Source organism: Streptomyces sp. SID8374 (assembly GCF_009865135.1).
GTDB lineage: Bacteria > Actinomycetota > Actinomycetes > Streptomycetales > Streptomycetaceae > Streptomyces.
Window position 1 is genome coordinate 1077828 of the sequence record NZ_WWGH01000002.1, and the last position, 18498, is coordinate 1096325.

Below are 18498 nucleotides of genomic sequence, written 5' to 3' on the forward strand. Positions count from 1 at the left end.
CGGGTATGTCCGGTAAAAATTCGGCGGTTTGGGTGGAATGCCCGGACGGGTGGGCGCTCCGGGAAGGCCGACTGCTTACAACCTTCGCAATGTGCTATAGCATCCGAGCTGTGAAGAGGGCGGCTTTCAGCCCGTCAGGCTTCTCAGCCGGAGTACCGCTCCGCGATGAGGGGTGAGTTCGCAGTACGGCTGTGCGCGGCCATGAGCTCCGCCGCGAGGTCGCCGTCACCCGAGGCGATGGCGTCGTAGATGGACCGGTGCTGCCGATAGCGCTCGTCCAGCGCGCTACGGTGGCCGTGCAGATCGGTGAGGACGGCGCTGCGGCGTTCGTCGATCCCGAACGCGTCCACCATGCGCAGCATCTGCATCAGGGTGGGGTTGGCACCGGCCCGGTCCACCAAGGCGTGGAAGCGCCGCATGTGGTCCAGGATCTCCGTGACCAGCCCGCGTTCCTCCTCGCTGCCCTCCTGTGCCGCGGCCGCCTTGCCGCGCAGGGCGTCGGCCGTGTCCAGGAGGTCACGCATCTCCCGCCGCTGGGCGGCGGTCGACTTCTCCGCGGCCAGGCGGGCGGCCAGCGCGCGGAGCACGTCCTGGATCATGGTGAACTCCCGCAGCTCCTCCTCCTCGAACTTCGCGACGCGTACGGAACGCGGGCCGGCCCTCTCCACCAGCCGGTCCTGCTCCAGGCGGCGCAGCGCCTCGCGCACCGGGGTCGGGCTGATGTTCAGCGAATCGGCCAGCCCCCGCTCGGTCACCTTCTGCCCGCGCTCCAGCACGCCCGCCAGGATCGCCTCGCGGATGGCCTGGTAGGCCTGGTCGCCGAGGGATGCGGAAGACGTCAGGTGCGGCAGCTGGTCCATGCTCCGTAGCGTATTTGCTACAGCGCCCGTGTCAACCGTTCCGGCAAGGAGCGCTGCGGGGCCGCGAGCCGTCCGCGGCCGCCCCGGGGCCGGCCCGTCAGGCCGCCAGCCGCCGTGGCAGCTCCGACGCGAGATGGCCGACGAAGCGGCTGACCCGGGGCGGAACATGGTCGCCGTCCGCGTACAGCGCGTAGATGTCGGCGGCCGGGGTGGGAAGGTGCGGCAGCACCCGTACCAGCTCCCCACGCCTCAGGTACGGCGCGACATGCCACTCCGAGCGCATGATCACCCCCCGTCCCCGCAGCGCCCAGTCGGTCACCACGTCACCGTCGTTGCTCGACAGGCTGCCGTGCACCCTCAGCTGCCGGGGGCGGGCCGCGTCCCCGAAACGCCACAACGCGTAGTCGCCCTCGTTCTCCCGCAGCACGATGCAGTTGAGCCCGGCCAGGTCCTCGACGGACTGCGGGACGCCGTGCTCGGCCAGATAGGACGGGGCCGCACAGGGCACCCGCCGATTGGCCGCCAGACGGCGCATCCGCAGGGAGGAGTCGGCCGGCGCGCCCACGTGGACGGCCACGTCGAAGGTGCGGCGGTGCGGACGCAACGGCAGGGCGGAGGTGTGCAGTTGCGCGTGCAGCCCGGGGTGGTCGGCCGCGAACTCGCCGAGCAGCGGGGCCACATGGGCCCGCCCGAGCCCGATGGTCGACTCGACGGTCAGCGAGCCGCGCAACTCCGCCGACCGGCCGGCGAGCGAGCCCTCCAGCTCCCGCACCTGGTCGAGGATCGACTGCGCGCGCGCCGCATACCGCTCGCCCTCGGACGTCAGCGACATCCGCCGGGCTCCCCGCCTGACGAGCCGGACGGCCAGGCGCCGTTCCAGCGCGGCGAGGCGCTTGCTCACGACGGACAGGGAGCACCCCAGCTCGCGGGCGGCGGCCGTGAGCGTCTCATGGGAGGCCACGATCTGGAAGAACCACAGATCGTCCATCGAGGACCGGCCGGCCTCGGTGGGGTACGGCGGGCGGGCAGAGCTTTCCACCAGGGAAAGCCTACCTTGCCGTCCACGGCCTTGTCCGGTGCATCCGCGCTGGCCAAGGTGGGCGGCGCAGGCTGCGCACGACAGGGACAGGAACGGGACTCCTCCCGCCGTCGGCGCCCCCGACCCCGCCACCCGAGGAGCCGCCCCGTGCCCCACCGCTACCGCATCGCAGCTGTTCCCGGCGACGGCATCGGCAAGGAGGTGATGCCCGAGGGGCTGAGATGCCTCCGGGCCGCGGCCGACGCACACGGATTCACCCTCGACGTCACCGAGTTCGGCTTCGCCGCCGCCGACTACTGGCTCCGGCACGGCACCATGCTCCCCGAGGACTGGAAGAGTGTTCTCGGCGACTTCGACGCCATCTACTTCGGTGCGGTCGGCTGGCCGGAGGTGGTCCCGGACCATGTGTCGCTGTGGGGCAGCCTGCTGCAGCTGCGCCGTGGGTTCGACCAGTATGTCAACCTCCGTCCGGTCCGGCTGCTGCGCGGGGTCCGCGGTCCTCTGCGCGACCACGGCCCCGGGGACATCGACTTCTTCGTCGTACGCGAGAACACCGAAGGGGAGTACTCCAGCATCGGGGGCCGGATCTTCGAGGGCACCGAACGCGAGACGGTGCTGCAGGAGACCGTGATGACACGGACCGGAGTCGACCGTGTGCTGCGGTACGCCTTCGAGCTCGCCGCCACCCGGCCGCGCCGGCGCCTCACCTGGGCGACGAAGAGCAACGGGATCTCGATCTCGATGCCGTACTGGGACGAGCGGGCGGCCGAGATGGCGGCGCGCTACCCGGAGGTGGCCGCGGACAAGGACCACATCGACATCCTGGCCGCCCGGTTCGTCCTCCAGCCCGACCGGTACGACGTCGTCGTGGCCAGCAACCTCTTCGGCGACATCCTCTCCGACCTCGGGCCCGCGTGCACCGGCACGATCGGCATCGCGCCGAGCGCCAACATCAACCCCGACCGGGTCTTCCCCAGCCTGTTCGAGCCGGTGCACGGATCGGCACCGGACATCGCCGGGCTCGGCATCGCCAACCCCGTGGGCCAGATCTGGAGCGGCGCGATGATGCTGGACCACCTCGGCGAGCACGAGGCGGCCGCCCGGGTCGTCGCGGCGATCGAGAACGTCCTCGACGCCCGGCCCGACGTGGTCACCCCCGACCTCGGCGGCACCGGCACGACGGCGGGACTGGGGGCGGCGATCGCGGCGGCCGTCGCGGCGGGCGCCGATGTGAAAGAGCCGTCATGACGACGGCATCGGCCGAGGAACAGCACGCACCGACACGCCGCATCACGCTCCTGGTGGCCCTCGCCGTCTTCGCCCAGGAGTCGACCTGGAACTTCTACGAGTCCCAGGTACCGCCCCTCCTGCGCGAACACCTCACCAGCGCGGCCCTCGTCGGGCTGCTGATGGGCATGGACAACCTCCTGGGCATCTTCATCCAGCCCTGGATCGGGAACCGGTCGGACCGGACCCGGACCTCGTGGGGGCGGCGGATGCCCTACCTGCTGGTCGGCATGCCGACCGCTGCCGTGCTCTTCGCCCTCATACCGCACGCCGACGCGTCGCTGCCGCTCCTCATCGCCCTGATGTTCGCCTACGCCCTCGTGGCCAACACCTTCAAACCCATCGCGGAAGCGCTGGTGCCGGACTTCGTCGCCGCCGAACGGCGCAGCCGCGCCAACGCGGTCGTCAAGATCGCCTCCAGTCTCACGGTCATCGTCGCCGCGGTCATCAGCATCCTTCTGATCGACACCCACCTGGAAATCGCGTTCGCCATCCCATCGGTGATCATGCTGCTGTCGATCGGAGTGCTGGCGGCCACGGTGCGCGACAGCCGCTCACCCGCCTACCGGGCGGTGCTGGCCGAGGCCGACGACCGGACGCCCGGAGCCGCGCGCCCGGCGGAGCCGCGGGTCCGCGACACCTTCGTCGAGATCATCAAGGACCGCGACCGCAGCAGGCTGCTCCTGCTCCTCGCGATCCTTCTCTTCGGCGGCGCCTGGGCGGCCTCCCGATCCCTGTTCACCCCGTACGGCATGGAGGCGCTCGGCATGTCGCGCGGAGCCGCCGGCGGCCTGACGCTCCCCAGCGGCATCGCCTTCATCGTGGCGGCCTACCCGGCGGCGGTGCTTGCCGAGCGCTACGGCCGGCTCCGGGTCATGGTGTCGGGCATGTCGGTCTTCGCCGCGGCCATGGTGCTGGGCACCCTGGTCCGGACACCGGCCGGCTCCAGCGTGGCCCTGTGCGTCGCCGCCGCGGGCGGGGCCTGCTTCCTCGTCAACGCGGTCGTGGTCCTGTGGAATCTGGCGCCCTCAGCCCGGGTCTTCGGAACCTACTCCGGGATGTACACGGTCGGCTGGGCCGGCGGCGGCTTTTTGGGACCGGCCCTCGTGGGCGCGATGGTCGACGTCACCGGCTGGCCGCTCATGCTGATCGACATCGCCGTCGTCGCCCTGCTGGCGATCGGCGTGGTGGCCCGGGTCCGCGCGACGCGGCGGCGTGGCGTCACGGCCACGGTGAAATGACACTCCCGCGCGGCGGACCGGATCGCGCACCCGGCAACCCGAGACGAGGAACCCCTTGGCACGCGTCCTGATCACCACGGACTACCTGCGGCCCGGCGACGAGGCCGACCAGTACCTCACCGCCCGCGGACACACCACCGTCCACACCCCACTCGCCGGCGTACGCGACATCCGACGGCTCGCGGCCGCGTACGCCGACGCCGAAGCGGCCCTGGTCGGTCACGAGCCCCTGAGCGCCGAAGTGCTCTCCCGGGCACCACGGTTGCGGGCCGTCGTGCGCGCCGGAGTGGGCTACGACTCCGTCGACACGGACGCCGCCGCCCGGCTGGGCATCACCGTGAGCAACCTGCCCGGGATCAACGCCAACGCGGTCGCCGAGTACACCCTCGGTCTGCTGCTCGCGGCGGCACGGCGGCTGGTGCAGAGCGCCACCGGCGTCGCGGCGGGCGGCTGGCCGCGGCAGGAGGGCCGCGAACTGCGCGGTTCCACCCTCGGGTTGCTCGGGTACGGTGCCGCCGCCCGGGCCGTCGTCCCGCTGGCCCAGGCCTTCGGCATGCGGGTGGTCTGCACGACCGGTGTGCCGCGGGCCGAGCGGGCCGACCCCACGGTGAGCTTCGTCGAGCTGAGCGAACTGCTGCCGAGCGCCGACTACTTGTCGGTTCACACGGCCCTGACCATACGGACCCGGGGCCTGCTGGACGCCGCCGCGTTCGGCCGGATGAAGCCCACCGCCGTCCTGATCAACACCGCCCGCGGCGCCGTCGTCGACGAGCGGGCCCTGGCCGAGGCCGTGCGCACGGGACAGATCGCCGGAGCCGCCCTGGACGTCGTCGGCGAGGAACCGCTCCCGGCCGACAGCCCGTTGCGGAACGTGGAGAACATCAGCGTCTACTCCCACTTGGCCGGTCAGACCGCCGAGGCGCGGGAGGCCTCGGGCCGGGAAGGAGCGGCAGAGCTCGTGGCCTCGCTCGCCGGCCGCCCGCGCTTCGCCGTCAACACCGCCCACTCGCACGGCTCTTCGCCGGAAGGACAGGAGGGCTGACCCGCGCGCCGTCCCGGAGCGCGACAGCGGGGACCGGCGGACAAGAGCAGGACGCAAGAGCAAGACACAGAACGAAGAAGCAGAACCAGCAGGAGGAAGAGGACCATGAAACACGAACCGGTCGCATCGGTCGGCGTCCTGGTGCCCAGCGGCATGCTCGGCGCGGGCTTCCCCGAGGCCACGATCGAGCGCGGGCTGGCACTCGGCGCCGACGTGATCTGCGTCGACGGAGGCTCCACCGACTCCGGCCCCTACTACCTCGGCGCGTCCACCCCCAAGACCACGGCCGCCGCCGTCGCCCGCGATCTGCGTATCCTGCTGAAGGCGGCCGCCCAGGCCTCCATCCCCCTGATCATCGGCTCGTGCGGCACCAGCGGTACCGACGACGGCGTCGATTGGGTCGCCGGCATCGTCGCCGAAATCCAGGAACGGGAAGGCCTCGCCCTGAAGGTCGCCCGGATCTACAGCGAGCAGGACTCCCGCACACTCAAGCGGCACCTGGACGCCGGCCGTATCCACCCCCTGCCGCCCCTGGGCCCGCTCCGGGCCGAGACACTCGACAGCTGCACCCACATCGTCGGCATGATGGGGCACGAACCGCTGGCCGCGGCGCTCGAAGCGGGCGCCCAGGTCGTCCTGGCCGGCCGCGCGACCGACACGGCCGCCGCCGCGGTGGTTCCGCTGATGAAGGGGATGCCCGCCGGACCGGCCTGGCACGCGGCCAAGATCGTCGAGTGCGGCGGCCAGTGCACCACCGACCCGCGCACGGGAGGCGTGTTCGCCACCGTCGACACCGGCGGGTTCGTCATCGAGCCCCTCGACCCCGACGCCTCCTGCACCCCCCACTCGGTCGCCGCCCACATGCTCTACGAGACCGCCGACCCCTTCCGCATGAGGGAACCCGACGGCACCCTCGACGTCCACGAAGCCACGTACACCGCCCTCGACGAACGCACCGTCCGCGTCGAAGGGTCCCTCTTCCACCCCGCCGACCAGCACACCGTCAAACTCGAAGGCGCGCGCGTCACGGGCTACGAGACGATGTCGTTCACCGCGATCCGTGACCCCGGCATCCTCGCCGACATCGAGACCTGGGCCGCCTTCCTGGACACGATGATCAAGCAGCGCGTCGAACAGACCCTGGGCCTCGGCGAGGAGGAGTACGCCTTCGACGTACGCCTCTACGGCTACAACGCGGTCCTGGAAGAACTCGATCCGGCCTCCGGCCCGCCCAGGGAGGTCGGTGTGATGCTCCTCGTCAACGCACCCGAGCAGGCCACCGCCACCGCCGTCGCGAAGATCGCCAACCCGTTGATGCTCCATCTGCCCACGCCCGACATGGACCATCTGCCCAGCCTGGCCTTCGCCACCTCGCCCGCCGAGACCGAGCGCGGTCCCGCGTACGAGTTCGTCCTCAACCACGTGGTCGACAGCCTCACCCCCACCGACCTGTTCCGCATCACCACCGAGGAGACCCCCCATGGCTGAGGCCCCCCGCACCACCCTCGGCGACCTCGCACACGAGATCCGCTCGAAGAACGCCGGACCGTTCTGGGTGACCCTGGAACTCTTCATGCGCGACGAGGAGGGGTACCGCATCGCGGCCGACGGGGCATTCCTCGACGAACGCACCGTCGCGGGGCTCTACGGAGTCGACGAGGCCGGAGTCCGGATGTTCCGGATCCCGTCCCTGAACGTCGTCAAGATCTCCTTCCCGCGACCCGTCAGCCAGGGCTCGCTGCGGGACCGGGACATCCACGCCGGCCAGCACCATGTGCCGCTGGCGGTCCTGCCCGTACCGCGGTGACGCCCCACCGCACCGGTGAGCGGCGGGCGGCCGGGACCGGTCCCCGGCCCCCGCGTCATCGGGGCAGGCGGGCATGAGCGTGCCCGGCCGCCCGCGCCGTAGGCGTCCCCCGGGCTCCGGCTCCCGCCTGCTGCCGCCGATGGTGGCGGGCACCGTCCTCAACCCCGTGAACTCCTCCATGCTGGCGGTGGCGCTGATCCCCATCGGCCGGGCCTTCGACGCGGCCCCGTCCCGGACCGCCTGGCTCGTCTCGGCGCTCTACCTCGCCACCGCCGTCGCCCAGCCGGTGGCCGGCCGGCTCGTCGACCTGTTCGGACCACGGCGGCTCTACCTCCTGGGCGCGGCGCTGGCCGGCTGCGCCGGGCTGCTGGGAGCCCTCGCCCCTTCCTTGTGGGTGCTGGTCGTCTCCCGGGTGCTGCTCGGACTGGGGACCTCCGCCGCCTACCCGGCGTCCATGTCACTGCTGCGTCGCGAAGCCGACCGCACCGGCCGGAGTCCCAGCGGAACGCTGGCCGTCCTGTCCATCTCCAGCCAGGCCGTCTCCGTCGCCGGGCCCGCCCTCGGCGGCCTCCTCATCGGGGCGGGCGGCTGGCAGCTGATCTTCCTGATCAACGTGCCCCTCTCCGCGGCCTGCCTCGTCCTGGGCGCGATGCGCCTGCCGAAGACCGGCGCCGCCCCTCCGGGCTCCCGCAACACCGACAGTGCGGGCGTCATCCTCTTCGCGGTGTCCCTCACCGCGTGCACCCTGTTCCTGATGGAACCCGCTGCCCGCCACTGGTACCTCCCCGTCGTCGGGGCGGTGGCGGGCGGGGCGTTCGTCCACCGTGAGCTGAGAACCGGGCACCCGTTCCTGGACCTGCGGGTACTGGGCGGCAACCTCCCCCTGCTCGCCACCTACTGCCGTCAGTTCCTGGGCTACACCACGCTGTACACCTTCCTGTACGGCTACACGCAGTGGCTCCAGGACGGACGGGGGATCGGGTCCGCGCGTGCCGGACTCATCCAGATGTCCGTGGCCGTCACGGTGGTGGCCACCACCGCCGTGACCGGCCGCCGTCCCTGGGTACGCGGCAAGCTCATCGCCGGAGCCCTCTTCCAACTCCTCGGCTGCGCGGGTCTGCTGCTACTCGACTCGCGCAGCCCGCTCTGGCTCGTCGTGCTCGTCGGAGCCGTATTCGGTATCCCGCACGGACTGGTGGGCCTCGCCAACGACAACGCCCTCTCCGCGCAGGCGGACTCGGACCGCATCGCGGCATCCGCGGGACTCATGCGCACCTTCATGTACCTCGGTGCGCTGGTCTCCTCCGCGACGACCGCCGCCTTCTACCACGCCGGTGCCACGTCCGACGCCCTGCACAGCCTGACGTTCCCGATGATCGGCGTCACCGCCGCCCTTCTCCTCCTCACCCTGGCGGACCGCTCCCTGCGACGGTGATCCCGACGCGAGGTCCCCGCATGCCGATGCGAACGACCGCGGAGCGGGGGAGACGCGCCCCCCCCGGCTCCCCGAACGCTGCGGACGTCGTGGCCGGGGTGTGGCGTACTGCCCCAACGGGATTTCACAGCAGGGCCGTTCGGCCCAGTGCGGGGGCCTGCACGGCTCTTTGCCGAGGGATGCCCCGGGCATGAGGCTGTTGCCGTACACACGACGGTGTGACGGAGCTGAGGGGATGAGGGAGATGGCGCTGGACCACGACTCGACGACAGAGGCCCGCACGGCGACAGGGCGGGCCGAGGACGCGGGGCGGCAGACGGTGGACGGCGCGACGTTCGGCCGTGCGGCCGCAGTGCTGCGACTCCTGATCTCGTTCACCTTTCTGTGGGCTTTCCTCGACAAGGCCTTCGGATGGGGGTACGCGACACCGGCGGCCCGCGCCTGGGTCGAGGGCGGGTCGCCGGCCGAGGGGTTCCTGAGCGGTGTGGCGGTCGGTCCGCTGGAGTCCACGTTCCACTCGATGGCCGGTCAGGCGTGGGTGGACTGGGTCTTCATGCTCGGGCTGCTCGGTATCGGCCTCGCCCTGGCGGCGGGCATCGGCCTCCGGGTCACGGCCGTTGCCGGAACCGTCATGATGGCGCTGATGTGGGCCGCCGAGTGGCCGCCCGCCCAGCACCTGTCGGACGGCACGCCGAGCATGTCGACGAATCCGCTCGTCGACTACCACGTGCTCTACGCGGCCGTCCTCATCGTCCTGGCCCTTGCCTCGGCGGGGCGTATCTGGGGGCTGGGCCGCACCTGGGAGCGCCTGCCCCTCGTGGCCCGGCACCGGTGGCTGCTCTGACGGTACGGGCCCGGGCCCCGGCGCGGTGCCCGGCCGACGCACCGGTCGGCCGGGTGGCCGGCCCGCGAAGCACTGGGCGGCGCACCGGGTGGGTATCCCGGTGGTGAGCCTGTGTGGCCGGGCGGAGCGGACGGAGGGCGAGTGGGATGGGTCTGAACGGTGTAGTGCTGTACCTGCCGTTCCCTACCCGTTTGAACAGCGGGGCCGGGGAGGCGCAGACGGCGTCGGTGGCGTGGATGGACCGTTTCCGCCTGTACGCCGACGCGGCGCACCGGGAGCGGCTGGTGGAAGCGCGGTGCGGGCTGCTGGGTGGATATCTGGCCCCGGACGCGGACCGGGAGCGGCTCCAGCTGGCCGCCGACTTCGCGACCTGGAACGTGGCCTTCGACGACGAGTACTGCGACGAGGGCGAACTCGGCCGTTGCCCGGGGAGGTTCGTCCGCGTCCTGGGGCTCCTCCAGCGCTCGGTGGAGGTGCCCGAGGAGGCGGTGTTCGGCGACCGCTACGGGGTCGCACTGCATGACCTGAGGGGCAGGCTGGAGGAGTTCGGGCCGCCGGAAGGGGTGGCGGCCTGGGCCGCGTCGATGCGGGGCTGGTTCCTCGCCGAGGCGTGGAAGTCGGGCAACGTCGCCGAGGGGCGGGTGCCGACGCTCGGCGAGTACTCATCGCTCGTCCTCGTCAGTGGCAGCGCGGAGGTGTGGACCGTGCTCTCCCCCTTGGCCGAGGGGTACGGCGTTCCCGGGCGGGTCCGCGCGGACCGCGGCGTACGGGCACTGACGGAGATGGCGTGCTGGCTGCTGTCCTGGGACACCGGGCTGCTGTCGTGGCGCAGGGAGCAGCGGGCGGGCGGTGACGGGCACAACGCCATCGACGTGGTGTCCCGTACCTTCGGGACGGACTTCGACGCATCCGTGGAGCTGGCCCTGCTGCTGCGGGACGAGGTGATGGGCCTCTTCATCCGCCTCCGTCGCCGTGTCCTCGACGAGCGGGGGAGCGAGGTGGAGAGGTATGCGGGCATGCTGGAACGGCTGGTGCGCGGAGGGGTGGACTGGGCCGTCGGCTCCCGGCGCTACCGTGAGGAGACGGGCCCCGCGGTCCGGGTGAGTGAGGACCCGGAGGCGCTGCGCACCGGCGCGGGAGGCCGCATCCCGAGGGAAGTGTGGGGCCCGGTGGGCTGGTGGTGGCTCCACGACCCGGACACCCGGCGGAGAGCGGGGACGAGCTGATCCGCAGTCACCAGCCGACAGGCACTTCCAGGGGGTCCGGAGCGATGCCGCCTTCCCGCAGTCGCAGGGCGTCCTCGGGGACGGCCAGGTACAGAGCGGGGAACCGGCGGGACAGCCCGGTGAGGGCCTCGGTGAGTTCCATGCGTGCCAGTGCCGCACCGACGCAGTAGTTGGAGCCGGCGCCGAAGGACAGATGCCTCTTGTCGCCGCGCTCCGGCCGCAGGTGGCCGGGGTCCGGGTAGCGGGCCGGATCGAGGTTGGCGGACTCCAGGCTGATCACCACGACCGAGCCGTGCGGCAGGGTCTCGCCGCCGAGCTGTACGTCTTCGACGGCGAGGCGGGGGAGCGCGGCGGGTGCCGGAGCGGTACGGCGCAGCAGTTCCTCCACCAGGCCCTCCCGGGCCGGACCAGGCTCGGCGAGCGCCGCGTAGAGAGGCCGTTCACGCAGCAGCAGGGGAACACCTTTGCCGAGACTGACCTGGACGGAGTGGCCGCCCGCCGCGGCCACCCGCAGCAGCAGCGTCACCAGGTCCTCCGACGGCACCGGGGTGCCGTCGCGGCGCCGGGCGCCGGCCAGCCGCCCGACCATGCCGGGGGGCTTCCGCCGCGCCCGCCCCGGGGCGGACGGCCCCGTCCCCGTCAGGAGATCGTGGAAGTAGGAGCGCAACTCCGCCACCGCACCCCGGCTTTCCGCCGTGGGAGCGAAGACCACCGTGGAGGACGCCAGCCGCTGGACCCAGGCCCGGTCCCGGGCGGGCACGCCGAGCAGTTCCCCGGTCACCATCGCGGGCAGAGGGCGGGCCAGGTGGGCGATCAGATCCGCGGGCGGGCCGGCCTCGTCCATCGCATCCAGCAGCCGGGCCACCTCCCGCCGTGTGGCCGCCCGCAGCCGCTCGGTCCCGCGCGGGGACAGCATGCCCAGCACCAGTTCGTACGGCGTCGCCTCCGCCGCGCCCTCACTGTTCGGCGCCGGGGGACGGGCGGTGCCCGCGACCAGCTCACCGGGCCCGCTGCGGGACAGGGCCTCGCGGCTCAGACGCGGATCGCTCAGTGCCCGCCGTGCTTCGTGGTAGCCGAGCACCAGGCGGACGTGTGTACCGTCCGGCAGTACGGCGGCGGCCACGGCGCCCCGCTCCCGCCACCGGGCCAGCTCCTCCGGCGGATCCAGCGCGTGCGCGCGCGGCCACGGAAATCCTTGGGCCGGATCCGCGCCCCGACCTGTCCGCTCGGTCATCGCTCCGTCTCCTCACCCATGCCTGTCACGAAGCGGAGGAAGCCCGCCGGGTCCCGGTGCCCGGCGGGTGATGACGCTGCACACCGAGGCCTGGTCGGAGGCGAGAGTGGCGGAGAAGCTGTCGCACATCTCGCGCAGCTCGGCGATGGGTCCCCGCACACCCTCCGGGAACCGGGTGTCGATATTCGCCCGCACCTTGCCGAACCAGTGGATCACCTCACGGTTGCCCGGCAGGACCCTCATGTCCTCCAGCATCATCCCGCTCCGCTCCAGCACCGAGAGGAAGTAGGCGGGCGACTTGCGGTGGCCGCAGGCCAGCCGGTCCACGGTGTCCGTCACCGGAGAGCGGTACCGGGAGATGTCCGTCTTGTACAGGGTGTCGGAGATGACGAGGAGGCCGCCGGGACGCATCCGGGCGGCGACGGCCGCCACCGATGCTTCGAACACCTCGTCGGGGAAGTGGGTGTACACGCCGCGTACGACCACCAGGTCGTACAGTGCCTCCGGCTCCGGCAGAAGGCCGATGTCCTGACCGTCACACAGGTACAGCCGGATGCGGTCCGCGGCAGGGGAACCGGCCAGCTGTGCCGACGCGTACTCCAGCTGCCGACGGCTCACGTTGACCGAGTCCACCCGCCGGGCCCCGGGGAACCGTTCGGCGAGATACCCGGTGAGAAACCCCCAGCCGCTCCCCAGGTCCAGCACGCGCCGCACATCATGCTCCCGGTCCTTGCCGAGGCCGGCTATCTCCAACTGCTTCTCGAAGTGCCGCACTTCGGACGGGCCCACCGAACCCGGCCCGGGACCGGCCGCCAGCTCCGATGCGCCGAACAGGCCGAACTGGAAGAGGAGGTTGCCCGGTCCGAGTGCCGCCTCCCACATCCACGGCGGGTCCTCGTAGGTGCTCTCCACCTTCCTCCGGTAGGGGTTCGGACGCTCCGCAGCCACCTCGTGAATGTCCACGGCCCTCCCTCCGGGGTCCCGGCCGGGCCGCCCCGAAAGCCCGGCGGCCACCCCTCCAGCCCTACACCCGCCGGACGGGCGCGCAGGAGCGCATGCGCCCGGCGCGCAGAGGCACTTCTCCGGTGGGCGGACCGCCGTTCGTGCGCCCATGCCGGCCGGACCATGGTCGCGAGCCGCTCATTTCGTGCAGCACTCCGAGGCTTACGTGCGGTGCCGCGGCGTCAACTGTGTCAACTGCTTGACACAGTTCGCATCCTGAGAAATTGTGTCAGGTGGTTGATACGCCTTGTGTGGGAGAGGGGGTTGGCGTGCCTGCTGCTGCAAGAACGGGCGGCACGTGGCGGGTGGGGGTGGAGACTCCTGTTCGATGGGCCGGCGTGGCGGGAGGTCTTGCTGCCAACGCGCTGGTCACCTTCAGCTCTGAGCCTGATGTCGACCTGCTCTACGGGGTCCCCGTGTTCGGTCTGTGTGTCATGGCCGGCCTGTTCGCGGCAGACACGATCGCGCGACGGGAGCCTCGTTGGCTGCGGGCTGCCGACGTGGTTCCGCGCCGGATCCGGGACTACGCGCCCCGATCTCTCACCACTGCATCGGCCGCGCAGGCGGTCGCCCTGCTGGTTCTGCTGATCGTCGCCGCCGCGACGGCCTCGGCGGACTCCGACGGGCGCCCGGGGCGTGCCTTGTCCGTCACATGTCCGGCGGGCACCTACCTGCTCTCACCCTGGCCCGGCCCTCACTACGCGGTGCCGGTCCTGGGCGGTCTCACGCTCGGCACCGCTGCCTGCGCACTGCTCCTGCGCCGGATCACCGCACGCTCCGGGGACGACGATCAACGCCGCATCAGTGCCCGGGCGGCTGTCGGAGCATGGGGAATCATGGTGAGCGCCCCGCTCTTCGCCGTCTCGGCGACGATGGGCCTCGGGGCGCTGAGCGTGCCTTGCGGGGGTGCGACGAACAGCCTGGCGATCTCGGGGCTGGCTCTCGGAGTCCTCATCTCCGCGATGACCGCGGGTCACTGCCTGTGTGTCCTGTTGCTGCCGCAGGCCTACGTCAAGATTCGGCCATGACGACCAACGGCATCCGTATCAGCGTGAACCACGCGTCCCCTGTCCCTCCGTATGAGCAACTCCGCGCACAGCTCGCCGATCTCATCGCGGTCGGTCGGCTGGGTCAGGGAACCAGACTGCCGTCCGTACGCCAGCTGGCCTCCGACCTCGGACTGGCCAACAACACCGTGGTGCGGGCCTACCGGGAACTCGAGACCGCAGGTCTCGTCAGGAGCCGCCGGGGCTCCGGTACTCAGGTCATCGCCCCGACGGCAACCACCGACATCAAGGCGAAGCTCGCGGAGCACGCAAGCAACTACGCGGCCGCCGCAAGACAGCTCAACGCCACCGACGAGGAAACCCTCGCCGCAATCCGGCACGCCCTCGCGACTCTTGACACGTCGTGACCCGGACAGGCCACCGCAGGGTCCAAGCGGCGCGGTGGGCGGCACCTCCTGGGTGCGGGCCCTGCAACGCCTGGCGGCGAGCGAGAGATAGGGACTGTGATGGAAATAAGGATATTAGGTTCAGTTGAGCTGCGAACGACTGGGAAAAGCATCGCGGCGATTCCAGAAAAGATCCGGCAGGTCCTGGCCGCCTTGGCTTGGCAGCCGAACCAGCCCGTCTCCGATGACGTCGTCATACGGAATATTTGGGGTGACAGTCCTCCCCGGAATCCACGTGCTGCGCTGTGCACCTATGCTTCTCGGCTACGTCAGCTGTTTCGCGAAGATGAGGAGCAGGGCCGTTCTCCCCTGACAAGGCACAGTAGCGGCTACGCCCTGGAGGTCGATCCTCGCTGTATCGACCTCCACAGGTTCAGGCTTCTGGTCGGCCAGGCGCGCCAGGCTTCCCGCGCCCGCGACCATCGGTCGGCCTTAGAACTTTTCGACGAAGCGCTGTATTTATGGGGAGCTGTCCCGCTGGCGAACATCAGATCCTCTTGGGCGGAAACTGCTCGCGTGGGACTTGAGCATGAGCGGCTTGCGGCCCTGGTCGACCAGCTGCGCACCAGTTTACTGTTAGGGCGGCATCTGGAGGTAATTCCCCTCCTTCGTCACGTGGTCGCGCAGAACCCATTGGACGAGAACCTGACAGCAATGCTGATGGTCGCCCTGTGCCGAAGCGGGCGAAGCAGTGAGGCGCTGCAAGCTTTCGGGGTGATATACGAGCGCTTGGTTGAGGAGCTGGGAATTTATCCAGGCGTTCCGCTTCGGGACCTGCACTGCAAAATTTTGAGCGAAGATCAATCGATCATGCAGATCGCTTGGTTCATGGCGTGACCGGAGAGTTCACCCTGGATCATCGGTGATATCACTGCTCGGAGTTCATGACAGATCTGTGAAATATACCCGTGGGAGGCTCTACGAGTGGACGGAACACGGCGCGATGCCCGCCTGACGCCATTCACAGGAAGGGCCGATATGCGAAATACGCTACGGCACGTACAGGAAGGTGAACCATGAGTCCTGCACGGAGATTCGGAACCATCGTCGCTGTTACCGCCCTGCTCGTCGGCGGTGCCGGCACCATCGGTGCCGGCACGGCGTCTGCGGGCAGCGCGGCCCCAGCGGCCAGCCCCTGTGATGCCCGCGCGTTCCAGAACAACTCAAGCGCCTGGGGCTACCTCAACGGCTCTTACAACCTCAAGACCCGCCCGGCAACGGAATGCTCCAACGTCAAGAAGCTCAGCACCGGCACGAAGTTCTACGTCTGGTGCGTCGTCACCAACTACTACGGCAACGTGTGGGCCTACGGCCGCGTCGCCGGAACGGAGACCAAGGGGTGGATGTCCGGCGACAACATCTCCTACGAGGGCGGGTCCATCAACTACTGCTGAACCAGGGCCAAGCACGTCAGAACCGCCTGACCGGCTGACGCCGGAAACATGAAGCCTCGTGCCGCGTCGAGGGCGCACTCCCCACCCGCCCCCTGTCTCGTGGGGCTCGCACGCGGTCGGACGAGGCGAAGCTCAGGTGACGGTCGGAAGCCGGGGCGGGGGTGAACACCAGCCCGCGGTTGGGGCAACTCGTCGCTCCCACCGGCTTCCCCCTCTTCGGCCGGTCCGCTTTCGGTCCGGTCCCGCTGCGCACGATGTTCGCGGCGGCGGGACCGGGGCGGTCACTCCGGGCCACGTTAAGGGCCACCGCCCATGGTGACGATCAAGAGTTTTCAGCCCGCACAGCGCATTCTTCGATCCCCCACCGCTGCGAAGCCCACCGGCCACATGCGCTCCAGGATTTCCGAGCACACTGCCGTCACCTTCCCCGCTGCGGGCACTTTCGCAAGCTTCTTTGTTTTGCACAGGTGGGTCTGCCTGCGGCATGGAGCACGAGCCGACGGAGACCGGAGCATCAAGTCGCCGATCACCTGGCCGCATCGCAGTCCTGGGCGGGAAAAGGACGCTCGTCGCCCTCCAGTGGATTCCGGGCAGTCGCATCACGGTTCGCCGTTGCGCAAGGTAGCCGCTGGACAGCTTCGGTCTGTCCGGAACAGAGTCCTGCCTCAGATGGGAATTCTCTTGTCATGCCAGTGTGTCGCCGCATCAGCTGACTCGGCCTGATGCGTAACAAACTGCACCCATCAAGGAGAGACTTATGAGCATGTGGTCCTCGACGCGGTTCCGTAGCGCGTTCACCGGAGCGGCTGTCTGCTCCGCCCTCGCCCTGGGGACCGTGCTGGCCGGCCCCGGCACGGCAGTGGCCTCGACGGAGACGGAGCGGAATTCGACGGCCGCTTCGGCGCAGGCCGCGTGTTCCGTCTACTGGAAGGTGGGCGTGGACTACGCGGGACTGACCGCGGGCTACAGCTGGGCGTGGAACGTCGTGATCAGGCAGGGAGACAGCGGTGACCGGGTCCGGGAGATCCAGTGCCTCGCCATCTACCACGGCTACAGCCTGACGGTCGACGGGCAGTTCGGCCCTGCGACCAAGAACGCGGTCACGGCGTTCCAGCGCGCCCGGGGAATCGGGGCCGACGGCATCGTCGGACCATCCACATGGCGCCAGCTGCGCAAGTAGTGGCCCCGGCCCACAACCCCCGGTCCGCCACCATGGGGCCGGGGGTTGTGGGTTCGCGGAACGCCCGGCACGGACCGAACGCCACCCCGGCCGCTGCGGCGCGCTGGGCGTCAGCGGCTTCGGGTTTCCGCAGCCGCATCCGCATCTTCGGTTGCCCTTGGAGCAGGTGCGGTGTGGGGGTTCGGCAGTTCAGGGGGCGCCGGTTTGTGCCCGGCCTGAATGCCGTCCGTTCGTGCTGATCGTCCTTGTGCCATTTCGACGAACCACCAGGTGCCTGCGAATATGCATGCCCACAGCAGAGCGTTCGTCACAGCCGTCGGCCACGGGGTCTCCCCGTGCCACCGCTCCATGGTCGTCATCAGGGCCCAGGCAACCAGGAGCGCACATGCCACCCTGGTCCGCCGATGCTTGAACATGTGCGTCCAGGTACCCAGGCCCATGTCGATCATGCCGGGGAACCGGATCGGGAGTTGTGGCCGCTGACCGCGCGGCGCCGCCGAGGCGACAAGAACGGCGCCCCTGATCAGCCGATTGCCGGCACGCTTCCGCCTCGGATCATTTCCAGCCGGCCAGGAGGCGCGGCGTTGCCCGTACGAGGGCGGCCGTGGTCAGCCCGATGGCGGCGCCGGCGGCGACATCGGAGGGGTAGTGCGCGCCGCTGTGGACCCGCTCGATCGCGACCAGCACCGCAGGTACGGCGCAGGCGGCACCGGCCCAGGGCCAGGAGAGCGCGACGGCGGCGGTGAAGCCGACGGCGGCGGCGGTGTGGCCGGAGGGGAAGGAGGGGCTGTCGGGCCGGTCTTCGACATCGTCGTGCGGTATCCACTCCTTCGGCGGCCGGTGCCGCTCCACGAGCTGCTTCACGACGCCGTTCGACAGAAGTTCTGCCGCTGCCATGCTCATGATCCCGGCGGCTGCGGCCTTGCGGCCACGCCGGCCGCCCCCGGCCGCCATGGCGACGGCGGCGACCCACCACAGTTTCGTGTGCTCGGCTGCTTTCTCGGCAGGTGGCAGGCACTGGCGGGCCCAGTCGGAGTCCCAGGCAGCCATTCGCCTGGTCAGACGTCGATCGCCGTCGCGTAGCACCGCCAGGATTTCCATACCGTGTCCCTTGCCCGCCCGCGGCACTTCGACACAGCGATCACTCCAGGCGGCAGCGGTCCTCAGCACTCCACCTGCGGATGTCGCGGTGCTCGGCATGGGCCTCCTCGTCCTCCGGCGCGAGTGTGTGCGCTCCGCCACTCAGCGCCGGCCGGCCCGGGCGGGGGCAGCGGCGCGCTCGCGGCGGCGCATCGGTCCTTCGGCGCGTGGAGCGGGCCGTGACCTGTGGGCCAGTCACGTGCGGGCGGTCTTTTCTCATCCGGCCCGAAGCCCCGGAGAGGTCCCGGAGATGCCGCCGCACCCCTCCCTGACCCGCTGGGCGGCAGGTCGGACGGGGTGCGGCGGCATCCTCG

Annotated in this window: 18 protein-coding genes; 13 read left to right on the forward strand and 5 right to left on the reverse strand. The window is 70.6% G+C overall.

Annotation, left to right across the window (positions count from 1 at the left end):
* Positions 1-143: 143 nt before the first annotated feature.
* Both GTY67_RS28245 and GTY67_RS28250 read right to left on the reverse strand, forming a co-directional pair.
* Entirely contained in the window at positions 144-860 is a 717-nt protein-coding gene (locus tag GTY67_RS28245) for a GntR family transcriptional regulator (RefSeq protein ID WP_161280754.1), read from the reverse strand.
* Between the two features lie 97 nt (positions 861-957).
* Positions 958-1899 carry a LysR family transcriptional regulator gene (locus GTY67_RS28250; RefSeq protein WP_343238776.1) on the reverse strand — a complete coding sequence of 314 codons (942 nt, stop codon included), beginning with the start codon at positions 1897-1899 and terminating at the stop codon, positions 958-960.
* A 147-nt stretch (positions 1900-2046) separates the two neighbouring features.
* Between GTY67_RS28250 and GTY67_RS28255 the strand changes: the two genes are divergently transcribed.
* The 8 genes from GTY67_RS28255 to GTY67_RS28290 all read left to right on the forward strand — a co-directional run bounded on the left by GTY67_RS28255 (position 2047) and on the right by GTY67_RS28290 (position 10781).
* Positions 2047-3147 (forward strand): tartrate dehydrogenase, encoded by a 1101-nt coding sequence (locus GTY67_RS28255; protein WP_161280755.1) that lies wholly within the window; start codon positions 2047-2049, stop codon positions 3145-3147.
* On the forward strand, positions 3144-4427 hold the full coding sequence (locus GTY67_RS28260) for an MFS transporter (RefSeq protein WP_161280757.1): 1284 nt from the start codon (positions 3144-3146) through the stop codon (positions 4425-4427). Before GTY67_RS28255 ends, GTY67_RS28260 begins: the two co-directional genes overlap by 4 nt.
* Before the next feature lie 55 nt (positions 4428-4482).
* Positions 4483-5469, forward strand: coding sequence for a phosphoglycerate dehydrogenase (locus GTY67_RS28265; RefSeq protein WP_161280758.1), 987 nt, complete (start codon positions 4483-4485; stop codon positions 5467-5469).
* A 105-nt stretch (positions 5470-5574) separates the two neighbouring features.
* A complete protein-coding gene (locus tag GTY67_RS28270; RefSeq protein ID WP_093686170.1) occupies positions 5575-6957 on the forward strand; it encodes an acyclic terpene utilization AtuA family protein in 1383 nt (460 codons plus the stop codon).
* Positions 6950-7276, forward strand: a complete 327-nt coding sequence (locus GTY67_RS28275) for a DUF4387 domain-containing protein (RefSeq protein ID WP_093686169.1) — start codon at positions 6950-6952, stop codon at positions 7274-7276. The genes GTY67_RS28270 and GTY67_RS28275 overlap by 8 nt, the downstream gene beginning before the upstream one ends.
* Before the next feature lie 73 nt (positions 7277-7349).
* Positions 7350-8711 carry an MFS transporter gene (locus GTY67_RS28280; protein ID WP_237502937.1) on the forward strand — a complete coding sequence of 454 codons (1362 nt, stop codon included), beginning with the start codon at positions 7350-7352 and terminating at the stop codon, positions 8709-8711.
* 235 nt (positions 8712-8946) lie between these two features.
* On the forward strand, positions 8947-9555 hold the full coding sequence (locus GTY67_RS28285) for a hypothetical protein (RefSeq protein WP_237502938.1): 609 nt from the start codon (positions 8947-8949) through the stop codon (positions 9553-9555).
* Between the two features lie 236 nt (positions 9556-9791).
* Entirely contained in the window at positions 9792-10781 is a 990-nt protein-coding gene (locus GTY67_RS28290) for a hypothetical protein (protein ID WP_161280761.1), read from the forward strand.
* Positions 10782-10788: 7 nt separating this feature from the next.
* On the opposite strand, the gene GTY67_RS28295 is transcribed toward GTY67_RS28290, so the two are convergent.
* Both GTY67_RS28295 and GTY67_RS28300 read right to left on the reverse strand, forming a co-directional pair.
* Positions 10789-12015 carry a cytochrome P450 gene (locus GTY67_RS28295; protein WP_161280763.1) on the reverse strand — a complete coding sequence of 409 codons (1227 nt, stop codon included), beginning with the start codon at positions 12013-12015 and terminating at the stop codon, positions 10789-10791.
* A gap of 12 nt (positions 12016-12027) precedes the next feature.
* The gene (locus GTY67_RS28300; protein ID WP_343238777.1) at positions 12028-12963 is read right to left on the reverse strand and encodes a class I SAM-dependent methyltransferase; all 936 of its coding nucleotides are present in this window, start codon (positions 12961-12963) and stop codon (positions 12028-12030) included.
* 323 nt (positions 12964-13286) lie between these two features.
* Here GTY67_RS28300 and GTY67_RS28305 point away from each other — a divergent pair, with 323 nt between their 5' ends.
* The 5 genes from GTY67_RS28305 (at position 13287) to GTY67_RS28325 (ending at position 17044) form a co-directional block, all read left to right on the forward strand.
* A complete protein-coding gene (locus GTY67_RS28305) occupies positions 13287-14045 on the forward strand; it encodes a hypothetical protein (RefSeq protein WP_343238778.1) in 759 nt (252 codons plus the stop codon).
* Complete coding sequence (locus tag GTY67_RS28310; RefSeq protein WP_093686164.1) at positions 14042-14431, forward strand: GntR family transcriptional regulator; 390 nt, start codon at positions 14042-14044, stop codon at positions 14429-14431. Before GTY67_RS28305 ends, GTY67_RS28310 begins: the two co-directional genes overlap by 4 nt.
* Before the next feature lie 99 nt (positions 14432-14530).
* On the forward strand, positions 14531-15307 hold the full coding sequence (locus GTY67_RS28315; protein WP_161280767.1) for a BTAD domain-containing putative transcriptional regulator: 777 nt from the start codon (positions 14531-14533) through the stop codon (positions 15305-15307).
* A 179-nt stretch (positions 15308-15486) separates the two neighbouring features.
* Positions 15487-15864 carry a hypothetical protein gene (locus GTY67_RS28320; RefSeq protein ID WP_161280769.1) on the forward strand — a complete coding sequence of 126 codons (378 nt, stop codon included), beginning with the start codon at positions 15487-15489 and terminating at the stop codon, positions 15862-15864.
* Positions 15865-16621: 757 nt separating this feature from the next.
* Complete coding sequence (locus GTY67_RS28325) at positions 16622-17044, forward strand: peptidoglycan-binding domain-containing protein (RefSeq protein WP_093686161.1); 423 nt, start codon at positions 16622-16624, stop codon at positions 17042-17044.
* Positions 17045-17599: 555 nt separating this feature from the next.
* Here GTY67_RS28325 and GTY67_RS28330 read toward each other — a convergent pair.
* Positions 17600-18094 carry a phosphatase PAP2 family protein gene (locus GTY67_RS28330; protein WP_093686160.1) on the reverse strand — a complete coding sequence of 165 codons (495 nt, stop codon included), beginning with the start codon at positions 18092-18094 and terminating at the stop codon, positions 17600-17602.
* Positions 18095-18498 lie beyond the last annotated feature (404 nt).